General features: G+C 55.6%; 8 protein-coding genes. 2 read left to right on the top strand and 6 right to left on the bottom strand.

Going from position 1 to position 13569, the window contains the following annotated elements; all coding sequences use genetic code 11:
* The first annotated feature begins 7 nt into the window (after positions 1–7).
* The gene (locus tag HX803_RS27760; protein WP_178925195.1) at positions 8–721 is read left to right on the top strand and encodes a hypothetical protein; all 714 of its coding nucleotides are present in this window, start codon (positions 8–10) and stop codon (positions 719–721) included.
* A 136-nt stretch (positions 722–857) separates the two neighbouring features.
* Here the strand turns inward: HX803_RS27760 and HX803_RS27755 are convergent, their stop codons facing one another.
* From HX803_RS27755 to HX803_RS27745, 3 genes are all read right to left on the bottom strand, one after another.
* Positions 858–1136 (bottom strand): hypothetical protein, encoded by a 279-nt coding sequence (locus HX803_RS27755; protein WP_095032336.1) that lies wholly within the window; start codon positions 1134–1136, stop codon positions 858–860.
* Positions 1137–1602: 466 nt separating this feature from the next.
* Positions 1603–2655 carry an ADP-ribosylglycohydrolase family protein gene (locus HX803_RS27750; protein ID WP_178925193.1) on the bottom strand — a complete coding sequence of 351 codons (1053 nt, stop codon included), beginning with the start codon at positions 2653–2655 and terminating at the stop codon, positions 1603–1605.
* A gap of 10 nt (positions 2656–2665) precedes the next feature.
* Positions 2666–2920: a hypothetical protein gene (locus tag HX803_RS27745; protein WP_095032339.1), complete on the bottom strand. Its 255-nt coding sequence runs from the start codon at positions 2918–2920 to the stop codon at positions 2666–2668.
* 120 nt (positions 2921–3040) lie between these two features.
* On the opposite strand from HX803_RS27745, the gene HX803_RS27740 reads away from it, so the two are divergent.
* The gene (locus tag HX803_RS27740; RefSeq protein WP_178925190.1) at positions 3041–3913 is read left to right on the top strand and encodes a WYL domain-containing protein; all 873 of its coding nucleotides are present in this window, start codon (positions 3041–3043) and stop codon (positions 3911–3913) included.
* Positions 3914–4186: 273 nt separating this feature from the next.
* On the opposite strand, the gene HX803_RS27735 is transcribed toward HX803_RS27740, so the two are convergent.
* The 3 genes from HX803_RS27735 to HX803_RS27725 all read right to left on the bottom strand — a co-directional run bounded on the left by HX803_RS27735 (position 4187) and on the right by HX803_RS27725 (position 13568).
* The gene (locus HX803_RS27735; protein WP_178925188.1) at positions 4187–5077 is read right to left on the bottom strand and encodes a hypothetical protein; all 891 of its coding nucleotides are present in this window, start codon (positions 5075–5077) and stop codon (positions 4187–4189) included.
* 62 nt (positions 5078–5139) lie between these two features.
* Positions 5140–7239, bottom strand: coding sequence for a UvrD-helicase domain-containing protein (locus HX803_RS27730; protein WP_178925186.1), 2100 nt, complete (start codon positions 7237–7239; stop codon positions 5140–5142).
* The gene (locus tag HX803_RS27725; protein WP_178925184.1) at positions 7236–13568 is read right to left on the bottom strand and encodes a DEAD/DEAH box helicase; all 6333 of its coding nucleotides are present in this window, start codon (positions 13566–13568) and stop codon (positions 7236–7238) included. The genes HX803_RS27730 and HX803_RS27725 overlap by 4 nt, the downstream gene beginning before the upstream one ends.
* Position 13569 lies beyond the last annotated feature (1 nt).

Raw genomic sequence — 13569 nt, 5'->3', positions numbered from 1 at the left:
ATCGACAGTGAATGCTGAAAAACAGATCGACATCAAGTATGACGATGACCTGCTGGACCTTCTGATCCAAGCGAGCAATGAGGATATCGCTCCACTGATCGACTACATCACCGACTGTGGAAAGGGACGTGTTTCACTTTCCAAAGAGAATTGCAAAGCGCTGATCAACGCGAGAACACAAGGCACCTACACGCCCTTGGTGCTACGAACGTTGATCCGAGAGCTTCAGCATTTCGGTGGGAATAGTCTCGTCAATTTGTTTCGCAGCAACGGTGTTTCGTACAGCGAGATCGTATTCGACGTCGCTGACCACCTCTCGGTAAAACGCTCGGACGGCGAGTCGTTACCCGACATCGAACGAAATATCCTGGGCAAGCTCTGGAAGCTCACTGTCAGCGGTACAAGTGCTGCCGACAGAAAGGCGCTGATTCACAGCCTTGAGAAGCAGAGAAATTTGACCGGTACGCCTGAAGAACTGCGCGCGGCCTTTAACCTTGGGCCAGGTTCGATTTCGATCACCGCAGCCAGTCTGCTGTCCAACGCATTGGCAGCTAACACCTTGGGCAGCGGCGCCACAGCCGGATTGACTGCGGTAGCTGGCAGGGGGGGGCTACGGCGCTGGGACCCATTGGCCTGGCACTTTCAGGTGTCTGGGCAACTTACAGCCTTACGGCACAGGCGTACAGAATCACAATGCCGTGCGTGGTTCAGATCGCACTGATCAGACTCAAGCAAATGCACTGAGCTTGGTGAGCTGATCTGCACGAACGGCAGCTCAGCATTTAGATTGCGACAGTAATGGGCTGATAGCGGAGCCCATTACCTACCCGACCTAAGTCACCGTTGAATTGACTTCGCTATTGCGAAACAAAAAACTTCTTCGCAACCACGCCGATCAGTTGCAAACACAGCACCACCGCAGTGAACACCGCAACGCCTTTGGCGGCGATCAAGAAGTACTCTTCGACCCCTCGGAACATGAACCCGAGTACCACTCCCATTCCGGCGATCAGAGCGGCGATGAGCAGTAGTCCCAGATAGGGACGAATCGCTTTTGAACCTGCGCCTTTTTCAACAAGGCCAACAACTGCTCCGAGTATGAGCAGGAACACTACAGCGCCTAGGATGACACCCATATTTCACCTGACTGCTTGACGAAGGATGTCGGGACGAGCCGACTCACTCCGTACAGGATGATTGGACGTTCGCCACTGTGGGGCGAACAGGTAATGGCAGCAGGGTCGTGATCATCAAGGATGACCGCAACGCAGAACGCTTGAGGCTGGCGTGAGGGATGCCGCAAGCGCTTCCCTGTGCACAGATCACTTCAATCTGCTACGGCAACGGCAGTAGGATTATGCCCAGCAAGATACCGAAATGCCATCACCACTCCCTGAACAAAGGTCTAACGCCGGGGCCACACCCCGATCAAGAGTTGCTCAACGCGTGTGGCGGGCTTCATGGTGATCGCCTCGCTCCCGCATTGCGGACACAGCCCAAACCAATCCCCCGGCCCCAGGCAATCGCTCTTCGGCCCGACGGTCTTTTTCCAGCCGCACGCGCTGCATTTGAAGGTGAACGGATGAGGTTGTATTGGCATGTTCAGCTCCCTGGATATTGCGCTTCGATGGCGCGATCAAATTCCCCTGCGTAGCCCAAATAATCCCTGGGCACGCGTTCGATATCCCGGGCGATTTTTTCAATCACCTGACGCATTTCCAGGTGCTGGTACCAGCGCGCAGGGATGGCTGCCGAGCCGTATCGAGCGCCGAGCAGTTGGCCAGCGATGGCACCGGTGCTGTCGCTGTCGCCGCTGTGGTTGACAGCGGTGATCATGCCTTGCTCCAGGCAAGTGGCGGTCAGGGCGCACCAGATACCTATGGCCAGGGCTTGTTCGGCGACCCATCCGCCGCCGAGTTCGTCGATGCGTTCGGGGGTTGGGCGGTAGCCTTCGTAGAAGTAGAAGAGCACGCGTTCGAGGATGGCGCGGGTTTCTTCCATGCCTGGCTTGCCGCCGTGTTCGGCCAGGCTTTTGGTGAGGGCCTGCTCAAGGCTGTCCTGGCGGTCGGTCATGCGTTGCAGGATGTCGGCGAACAGCCCAGCGGCCATGTAGCCGGTTGGGTGGCCGTGGGTCAGTCGTGCGGATTCAGCGGCGTACTTGAAGGCGTTGCCGAAGAAGGCGCAAGGGGCGACGCGCATGATCGCGCCGCAGCCTTTGCTGTTGTTTTGCGCGAAGAAGCCAAATCGCTGACTGGCCTTGAGCGCGCTGACGCAGGTGTTGCCCGGTGCTCGCCTGGACCATAGATCACGCTCCTTGACCAGCCAGCCGTCGAGGGTGACGTGAGTCGAGGGTTGATAGTCCTGGGTCATCAGCCAGCGCAACAACGCATGGTGAATAACGCCAGGCACATGACAAATGCCCCGCGAGCTGCCACGAACGTAAGCGCGCAGCAGACCTTCGGCCGTGAATAGCATCATTTGTGTGTCGTCGGTAATGGCGCCCTTGATGCCGTAGGCGGGGGCGAAATCAACGATACCTTGTGGTCCGAAACTGGCGCGGATGGCGTTCCAATCGAGGAATTCGACGGGGGCGCCCAATGCGTCCCCCACTGCGCCACCCAGTAGGCAGCCTTTGATTCGGTCGAGTCTGTTCATGTCCGTTTCCTTACGCCGCCGGGATCATGGCTTGCAGCACCACCAGCTTTCTCTGCAACTGCTCGACGTGCGCCTTTTCGGCACGCAGGGCCGAGCGCAGTTCGCGGTTTTCCATTTCCCAGATCCGCAGCCAGCGGGTCGCGTTTTTGCAATCGCGGATCATCTGGCCGATGTCGTAGAGCTTCCAGCACTGGATGATCAGCACCAACGCGATGACGCCCATCGCCAGCAGAGCCCCTGTCGAAATAGCATCCGACGTTGTCATTTCCCTATCCTTTTCGTGAGTTCGATTGATCTCGAAGACGGGGCAAGAATATGTAGTGTTTCCTTACACGTATAGAATGTAGACTTATACAGGTAAAGTATTCACGCACATGGAGGGGTCATGAAACGCCAACAAGACATCAAGCAGGTTCGCTGGGATCTGGCACTTCGCTATCGTTTGATCGAAACCGTGGCATGGTGGGAAGGCCGCCTGACCACGGGACACTTGATCCAGAGCTTCGGCATCAGTCGTCAGCAGGCGTCCAAGGACATCAACACCTACATCACTGAACATGCGCCCCGAAACTTGACATATGACAAGCAACTCAAGGGCTACGTGCCGAGCAAGCACTTCAAGCCGTTGTTCATCGACGACAGTGCCAGCGCCTATCTACACCTGCTTTATCAGAACAACGAGCGGGCTCCGCACATCGAAGGCCTGGCCCTGGCCTATGCCCACACCAAGGTACTGGAAGTTCCGGACCGGACGATTCGCGCAGAAATCCTGCGGCCATTGCTCAAAGCCTGTCGAGAAAGCATGCGCCTTGAAGTTGAATACGTGTCACTGGCCAACCCCGCCCCAGAAGGTCGGCTCATCGCACCACACACCCTGGTCTATACCGGTATGCGTTGGCACGTACGCGCCTATTGCGAGAAGAACAACCAGTATCGTGACTTCGTGCTGAGTCGATTGCGCGGCCATCCCGAACTGGATGGCAACTCCGAGAACGGGATTGATGGAGACGAAGTCTGGAATAACGAGGTGACGGTGATCATCGAGCCCGACTCGCGACTGACAGCCGCACAGAAGGCAATCATCGAAGCCGATTTCGGTATGCAAAACGGCCAACTGCTGATCCCTACACGCCGGGCGCTGGTGAAATATGTATTACAGCGATATCAGATTGACCCTACAAAAATGGAGCCCCGGCCTGAAGCGCAGCAGATTGTGGTGAAAAACCTGACTGAATTGGAGCCTTGGTTGTACAACTGAGGTGGGTTGTCTGGTTTTTAATGCTCAACCGAGAATTCGTGGCTAAAGCCTTGCCTGGCATCCGCCTTTACTGCCTCACCCCCATTTTACTCGCTACCCCATTCCTCTGCTTCCTAGTCCGCGTCCTGCAGACAACTGCTCCAGAGGATTGGTGTGCAATTTCTCCGCGTACCTAGGGGGAGTCGGCGATCAGGCAGTTTTGGCGATCAGCTGACTGCGTGGCTGATCTGATTCTGAACATGCTATAGCGCCCGTCCGAAGGCGATCTTCACCTTACGTTCTTACCAATATGACTGCTCGAGGTGGCGATGGCTCTCCGGCATGAATAATGGGATTTCGTTCCTCGGCAACGCTTCTCAACTCCAGCCCGCTCAATAGCTCGTCCGGTAGCTGAGAATCTGGATGTTCTCGACGGAGCGACAAAAGAACTCTAGTCAACCAACCTCGCATTTGAGCCGAACCAGCAGCACCGTACAAAAGCGGCATGATAGGCGTACCAATCTGGCTCTGCTCTAAAGCGTCTCCGAATGTAAGGAGACAGCAAGTTCCCGTCACTTCTTCATGACCGGCAATACTGCGGGTCACATTTAAAGGGGCTGCCCATTGAAGAGTTCCGGATCGCCTGTAACCGTTGGTGAGCGGCGTGAGTTCGCTTGCCACAAAGTAAGCAAAGTCGAAACTTGCGCCTGAAGGATAAAAGACACCAAACGTACCAACAGATGGAAGAATCGCACCAGAAAGCAAGTCTATTGGTGGATTGAATGTCTTTGTCGCAGGATTTATGGATGGCCGATTTGAAAGCAGGTCCCACTGCTCGAGGTTCGCACGAAAGCTTTCGGGGCCCGCCGCAATGGAGGAACGACTACAACTAAGAGCTTTCGTGGTGACCTTTGCCTGGTTGAAAGTAATACGAGCTGCACTAGCGTTGTTTGCCGGGTAATGAACAATCATTACGTCGCATAACTCGCAGCGAGGGGTTGGACGTCCAGCCCCCCGGGCTGCGTTAAACGTAACCTGATATCGGCTACCATGATATTCCTTTGCCAAAGCGTCAGATCCGAGCACATTGAAGGCGCGGATGAATGCTTGAAAAAGCGCAATCTCACCAATCTTGCCTTTTGACTCGTTGAAAAAGGCGCGTTTGAGTTTGAATCCAGTCGTCATTTCCACGTCTTCCTAGCTGACTACGTTCCTTGAAGGCCGCTTAGCGGGACGCTTCAGCCCCCTCAAGCAGATGAAGGACGAACCAAGAGAAACAGATTGCGTTTCGCTCGCGTTGCCGCAACGTGCAGCAAACAACGCTCGGAGGTTTCCGTATCCTCCGTCACGCCAGCATCCTCATCGCGACTGAACTGCTCAGCGTAACTAGCCGCTCCCTTATATGCAGCAACGATCACTACGCTGAACTCAAGCCCCTTGATGCGGTGCATGGTGGCCAGGCGAACGCCCGGTAGTGCCGAATCGTCAGAGGTTGAGTTGTCCAGTTTCAAGTGAACAATAGACGCTTGCTGCAGAGCCCGAGCAATGTTGTCCAGATCGTCATTGGTTCGCGCTGTGATACAAACCTGTCGAGGCTCCATGCCATCGTCTTGCAATTGTTTAAGGATCGCCTGTATATGCGGCGTATCCTCTTGGGCGGAAGACGACTCAATGATGTCCGGCACATCACCATGAGTCAGAGACCGGTAACCGCGCAGAGAATCCGCGTTGCCATCCAAGTCATCGACTGCACAACCCTCAAGCTGAGCGCAGGCCCATTGACGGATTTCGTCGGTGGTTCGGTAATTCACCTTCAGGTTACGGCTGCGGCCGCGAACTTCAATACCCACTCTGCTAAGCACTACTTTGTGCCGGTAGATACGCTGGTGAGCGTCACCAACAATAAACAGGTCGTTTTCGGCTTCCCCTACTGCCGTTCGGATAAGCTCAAAGCCGGCGTTGCTAATGTCCTGAGCTTCATCCACCACCATGGAACGAATACCCAGTGCTGGCTGCTCCTTCCTTAGCAATTGACAAGCTTCACGGAAGGCTTCTTCAGGCTCGCGCAAGTTGGCTGCTTGCAGTTGGGCGCGGTATTCGGCAAACACCGGCCAGATAGACTTACGCATCGCACGACCAAGCTGACCGCCGCGGCCTACTCGACTGGCACGCATATAGTCCTCTGCAGTTTCGCAGGCTTGAGGTAACACTACTCGCTCATATTCCGCACGCATGAACGGCAAGCTAAGATCAATCGATGCTGGCATCGCCGACAAGGCTGCTTGCCAGAAGCGGCGACGGTCGCCTTCGTTGTACAACAGGTTATGTGGGTAACCAAAACGACGCAGAAGACTGGAAGCCCACTGATCCAGGTTCACCACATGAATTTTCTCCAGCTCCTGCGGTGTGCACAGCAGAGCCAAATGCTGGCGGATGTCCTCAGCCAGGGTTTTGGTGAACGTGGTAAACAGCACAGGACGACCAGGCAAGTCCGCGTATTGTCGTGCAAGTCTTGCAGCGCGATGCATGGCTACAACGGTTTTACCAGTACCTGCGCCACCGGTCACCTTCACAGGACCATTCCAGTCGCGCTCCACCAACTTACGCTGGCTTGGATGCAGGAAGACCCTCCAGTGCTCTAGAGGTGCGGCCAGTAAAGCTTCCAGATCGCTGTCGTCAGTCAGCACCACGAAATGACGGCGTGAGCTGTCGCGCTCCAGCGCAGCCCCAAAGTCCGCAGGGTCGACCGCCGCCGGCGCGGATTGATCACTGATAATCTTGTCGAAAGGCTCGCCTGCAGCAAACAGATACAACGCTTCGTATGCCTCATCGGGCAATTGTGCTTCCAACGCCTCAAGCTCGCGTTCATTAGTAATGGAACGCACAGCTTCCAGCCGGTCGTCAGGTACACCCAGGCGGCGAATTTCACGGTCTTTGAGTGCATCGAACAAACCTGCTACTCGCACCTCAGCCGGTGTGTCAGATGCAGTCGTGTCAGCAGCCTCCTGAACTGCATAAACCTGAATACTGCCAACATCCGGGTGGATAGCGACTCGATGGCGACGTGCCCAGTGATAGGCATCGTCATGCTGATCGACCCATAACAGGCAATACACATTGCCCACATCCGGCTTGAGAACAATGCCACGCATGTTGTCGTTGATTCGAACTGAACGCATGTTCGGATCGGCGGCATCGTGAATGCGCTCATAATTGATACCGGTTGCCATTGGGTTCTGACGAAACTTTGCAACGAAGGTCAGCACCGCCTGCTGGTGAGAGCGAGGAACTGCTGAAAACGACTTTAGGAAGTCATCGGACATTGCAATCTTGAGTGCCAGCGTCATGCCAGTGTCTCCATCAAAAGGGTTCTCAGCTCATCAGGCAACTCACTGCCGTCAGCGGTAAAAGAATGCCAACCTTGGCCAGCAAAAAGCGCAGCCACTGGTCCAGAATCTGGCAGTAGTACGGCGGTACAAACATCTGGCCAAGCCAATTCGGCTTCTGCTATTACGCGGCCTTTTTCATCCATCAACTCATAGCCCACTTCTGGGGCGGTTACGTCCAGACCAGCCAGAGCCAAGCCCCAAGACTGTACTTCATGTGCAGCTAGACTCAGCGCTTCCTGCCAGGCCTCAGACAGCCCGCCGGATTTTGCTTTGAGCGCAGAACAATCCTGCAGCGCAGGTAACCCTGGCATTTCAGCGTTGCCAACCCAAATCTGACTCAGCGGCAACAATAAGTTAAGTGCCTGCCAAAGTTGCTGCCAGCGTAACTGAAGCTCGCTTTCGGGCAGGCCATCTTCTTTCCACTCGCCAACCAGAACAGGTTCAGAGTCTGCAGAGCCATTGCCCGTCATCACGTGCTTCAGATGCTCCGGGTGCATGGCAATGGCCAGCATCCAGGCTGTACCGAGCTGACGCTGGCTCAACCTATGCATTTGCAGGTCAGGTAGCAGACCCAGCTCATCCAAACGCTGCCAGAAAACCCCTTCGCGCAGGACTTGAAGCGCAGTAGTGTCCCCCGGCGGCATCAACATTCCCGCAGCCAGGGAGACGGCCAATTTGCCGAGCGCTTGGTGTTGCCCATGGGCTAAACGCTGATGCAGCTGGCTAAAGGACGGCAACGATTTGAAATTGGAGAGTGTTGCGATGCCCTGTGCCGCGCACAGCTTCTGCACTACCTGCTGCGGATCATCATTAAGCAAAGTTGCCCAAGGCAATGGCGTAGGTAATACCTGGTTTTGCAAAGCGCATTCGACATCATCCCAGGTCAGCGTCCAGACTGAGAACTTCCCGCTCTTGGCCACCGCCATACGTTTGGCCATATCGGTAGTAATGATGTCTTTGTGGTACTGCCAACCATCAACAAAGACCGCCACGGGCAGGTCGTCGGCGGCATCGTCTGGCCAGAACACGAAGTCAGGCTTGCACGGAATCAATACACCTTCGCTGGCTCCCAGATTGACCTGCAACTCCATCCGCCAGCGACGCGAGCCAGCCTGTATCTGATAGCCCGCCTTGCCCTTGAACAACAGCTCACTCAGCTTGAACTTCTCACCTTCATGCTCACGGCGCAGCGCTTCGACAAACCGCTTCTCCAGCATGCTGTCCAGTAACTGGTTAGCTGGCTGGGCGTCGGCCAGATGGGTAACTGGCTTCAGTGCACCCTTGTACTGCATCACCTCACCCAACAACTTCTGTGCTGTACGTCGCGAGATAGACTTACGATCATGGCTGTTGTGATAGCGGTACAAGCAGCGATAACAGCCATCGGTGTCCGCATTCTGGTTGCAAGTACAGCTATTGAGGGCTTGCAGTGCAATGTCGAATACTTCCAACAGCGGTTCCGGCGCGCGCATCAATTCCTTGAGATAGCCGGTGCCACCCGGCACGCTGTCGTAGATCACCAGATAACAACGCGGCGTATCTGAGCCCGCAGCCATACGCATATCTAGGGCAATACGCAGATGGTCCACTGCTCCCCTAAAACGCCGCGCCAACCCCAACTCCAGAGCCGACACAAAACTCAGCAGGGCCTCGTTGGTATCGGCAAAACCCACCTCGGGCAAAAATAGACGAATGCCCTCACTAGTGAACTCGCGGTAGAGGAACACGCACTGCTGCGTGCTCGCCTCGGGGTTCTTGCGCTTCGCGCACCAGGACGAATGGTTGCGATACAGCTCTTCGGCCTTGCGCTTGCGCTGCAAGGTTCCGCACTCGGGGCAGATGCTAAAACCAGGGCGACTGAGTTCCTTCCCGCCGATCTCCATCGGCATGCCTTCCGCTGACTGTTCGCCAAAGTTCACCTCGCGAAAAGTCACTCGATCAAGAAACTCGAAGCCGAAAGGAAATGTCTGCTCGTCAATCACAAAAGCCTGACGCACCGCATCAGGCGGGCTATCCACCAAAGCCTGGCGCACATAAAAGCCGCGCTGACGCTCGTCTGAGTCGTCAGCAATACGGCTATCGCGATCCAGCGTGCGGGCAAATACCGTGGTCAAGCGGAGCATCTCGTGTACGCGCCCACTGTCGCGCCACAGCGTATCGCCACATCGTGGGCAGTTAGGGTGTTGATCACCCGAGGACAGCGGCTCGGTATAGGAGCACTGCCTACAGAAACGCCAGTGCTCCGGCTTGATCTTCGATACGTCGATCTGGTTGATCACCACCCGCCTGCCTTCGGCATAAAAGGTGTTGTTCGGTGCCAACTCAGTGATGGCCGTTGATCCAGGACGCTCATATTCGAAGGTCAGTGGATCAGGAGCGGATGTTCCAGGCTTTGAATCGCGCACAATGATCGAGCGCAACAGCACACCTTGCTCCGGGAACGCATAGTTGGGTAGCAAGCCCTCATCAGTCAGCACATTGAGCGTAGCCTTACCCTCAATGCTGCCAATCAAACGCGAAAGCGCAGTTCGATCTTGAAGCAGTCGCGCCAACTCCAGATCCTGATCCTCACCACGCACCGTCAATGCCTGCAGCTTATCGATCTCCTTCACTGCGGCTTCACGTTTGCGCTTGATGCTTTCAACATCACTAGCAATGCCCTGCAAACGGTTGACGATCTTGTACGCCAACGGACTGCTATCACCGCTGCTGCCCTGAATGAAATTTGCGAGCCATTGGCACGTACCGTCGCTCAAAGGGCACAACTCCCCCTGATTGAACAAGCGCAGGAACCGCTCAAGTAGCGATGCCTGGTGCTGTTCCACATAGCTCAACCAAGGGTAAGGAAATTTGCTGGTGGTCTGATTATTGATCGCAGTGAACACCCCACGAATTTCCGAAGGGATCTGCGCCGCCCGCCCGTTCTCATGCACCCAACAATCTAGAGTGAACGCTGTAAGTTGACGCTCAAGTACCGCCGAGGCGTTAAGGAAAACCCCAGGTGCCTGCACGGAACCTGCAATCATGGTTTTCGGGTCATCCCAGAAATACAGGTCATGCGGCTTGCTGTTCGCCATGCTCATCAGCAACGCATTACCCGTGCTACGCCCCGCCCGTCCTGCTCGCTGAATGTAGTTTGCCTGCTGTGGAGGAATCGAACATTGCAGCACACTGGACAAGTCGCCGATATCGATACCCATCTCAAGAGTGGGTGTCGCGGAGAGCACATTAATGCCCACGGGGCGATCACTGTTGGATTTAAAGTTGCGCTCTACCGCCTCGCGCGTTTCTCGCGGCAGTAAACCAGTATGCTCGTGCGCCACTACCCGCCGAATATCCGCATTCAGGTAGAGCTTGCGATAAAAATCACCGGGTACATCTAGTGCGTGCAACTCGCCCCGACAACCGACACGGCGACACGCTTGCTCAGAAAAATCATCCTCTGGACCAGAGAGTGTGGTGCTGTGGCAGCTGGCACACCGCCACACCTTGCCCCCCAAGATAACGTGGAAAGCAGAGGGCTCCAGCCCCCATACACGGATATCCGGTTTCTCGGTGGCCTCCTCAAAACCTGCTAAGCCAACGTTTTCCAATGCCTCAAGAGCAAGTCGATAAAGCGGTGCAATCAAGGCATCCGTGCCCAGCGCCAGTTTATGCAAAGCAGGCAATGCCTTGAACGCCCAGTCGCTAAACAAACGGGCATGGCTCTTAGTTACACTGACGCAGCGACCAAACTCTGCCAGTGTCAAAAACCTCGGAGGCCGAGGGCTGGTTAGAAGCTTAAACTGGCTTGGATTCTTCTTATACCCCCAAGGGCTGCTACCCATTCGCGCATAAAACCCTAGCTCCTGATCACGCCAAGCCCCGATGCGCTGCATGTTTTCCAGTAACCCGCGTAGTAAAACAACAACTTCGTCCAACTGCGCGGCGGCTAACGGTTCAAGCGTGTCACGTAGACGTGGCAACAGCCATTGAGCGGCTTCGTCTAACTTGCCTGCAAGTGGCACTACGCAAGCAGTTCCCGTCGCTACCAGAGTGCGGCCAATATGAGCATCCTGGCCAAATTCTGCATTGAGCACCCAAGGCAACACCCTCGCCAATTCGCCAGGTAGGTTGCTGCTTTCAGGCAGCGCCCCCTCTTCCATCAGGGACTCGTAATCACGTAGCCACTGCATTTGCGGCGGCAGGAAGTTAGCAATGTAATGACCATCGCCTAGCGCCGTGCGCCAACGTTGCGCGAATACTGTTGGCAAATTTTCCAGTGTCACAGGTCGCCCAGCTGCATAGGCATCAGCAATTACCTGCGCCAACGCCGCCCGTAAGTTCATTCGCCAGGTTCGCGCGGCAAGGAATCCTGCACGATGCGCCGCATCCTGTACCGAGTCAGAGAAAGCAATCAGCTTTTTGTCCGGGTTGAAGCGCGTTGCAAACAACTGTCCCACCATCACCGCCGCCAGACTGGCCGCTTGCGAACCAACAATCGTCAGCGTTTTATAACCGGCACAGAAAGGACAATCATGGTGCGATTTGGTGTACTTCGCGCCATTGCGCATACCTTCACGCAGGTTGCTGGCAATATCCACTGCCAGCAAAGGCTGATCCTCACAGTGTGAGCATTCGGTTTGCGATGCCTGATGCAAGGTGCCGCACGCAGGACATACCTGCTTGCGCTGGAACACTGTGGGGTTCGCCCCCGCGCTGGAGGGAAAAATAAAACGGGTGCTCACATCCTCGGCGAAGAACGCGCTGTAAAACGACTGCAGGTCATGGGTCAGTTGATTGGGACTGATCTTTTGTTGCGTAGAACCCCAGCCGGTGGCGTGGCACTCGCGGCAATGGATCACCGGCAGATGCAGCCGCTCCATATCGACTTTACGTAAGTCATCGTGATGCCGAAGCTGCGGCTCAGCATCCAGCACAGCCACCATGCGGCGCAACTCACGTAGCCAGATTTCCACCTTCACCTGCAAGAAAAAGTTCTGATGTGCATCCTGGCGTGCATGCGCTACCAACGACAGCAGGCTAGACAACCAAAGTAACGCAAAGCGCTCATCATCGCAGCTCGGCAAACGGCGCTTGAGCAGCACTAACAGGTCATCCAGCAACACGGACTTTGGTCCAAGACGCTCCAAATCACGCAAAAGATTCTGGAAGGCAAAGTGGCTCTTCAGGTCCTTACCCAAGCCACAGCGCCAAGCAAAATCCTCTGCCTGCGCGACCGAGCAAGGCTCACCGAACCACAAGGGTGCTTGGGCCGCCAGATAGGCACTCAGGTCGTCATAGTTCTCGGGGGCCAAGGTATGCAGATCACTGGGCTGCGGGCTTTGGGTGAACTCAACCAGGGCTTCAGCGAGATAATCCCCAACCGACTCGCGGTCCTCGGAGATAACCGCACTGTCATCCAACACTTCACCAAACACATCACCGGCAAAGTCCAGCAAATCGCTAACGCCATCATCGCCCAACGTTGCCGAAGTACCGACGCACACCAACTGGCCTGGCGGCGCATTCAGACGTCCCTTGAGACGGCGAATCAAACAGGCCAGATCAGTACCCTGCGCACCATCAAACGTATGCAGCTCATCCACCACCAAATAACGTAGCGTGTCTGGCAGCTGATGCGCCCACAAAGGGGCATCAGCTGCACGCAGCAGCAAAAAATCCAGCATTTTGTAGTTGGTCAGCAGAATATCTGGCGGATTTTCACGCAGGGCATTGCGGTCAGTGATCACCGCATAACTACCGTCGCTCAATTGGGCGACCGTTTGCGACTCGATAGCCGGTGCATCGCCCACGTACAAGCCTGCACGAATCCCACTAAGGCCAGCGGCCTTAACGATTTCCTTGGCCACGCGCCCAGATTGGTCGCTGGCCAAGGCATTCATGGGATACAGGATTATCGCCTTGATGCCACGCCGCCCCTCGGCACGCGCCACACGACAATGCTCAAGGATCGGATATAGAAAGCACTCGGTCTTACCCGACCCCGTACCCGTTGCCACCAACGTGGATTGAGCCTCTGAGCCCGCCAGCCGCGTAAAAGCCTTGGCCTGATGTGCATGGGGCACAAAGCTGGCGGGTAACCAAGGAAAAGCTGGTAAACCGCCATTTAGTTGCTTGCGAAATGGCAGTGGCAACGTCAGATACGGCCCTTTGAAGATATTGCTGCGCTCAGCCAAAAAGCGCTCCAGCAAGCCCTCAAAACCAGAAGTAGTGGACGGGAATGCGGTGCGCAGAAAGTCTGCGACGCCCTGAGTGACCTGCTGAGAAACGATTAGTGGCTGCATA

Source organism: Pseudomonas sp. P7548 (assembly GCF_013386585.1).
GTDB lineage: Bacteria > Pseudomonadota > Gammaproteobacteria > Pseudomonadales > Pseudomonadaceae > Aquipseudomonas.
This window is presented reverse-complemented; position numbering and strand designations above follow the sequence as displayed.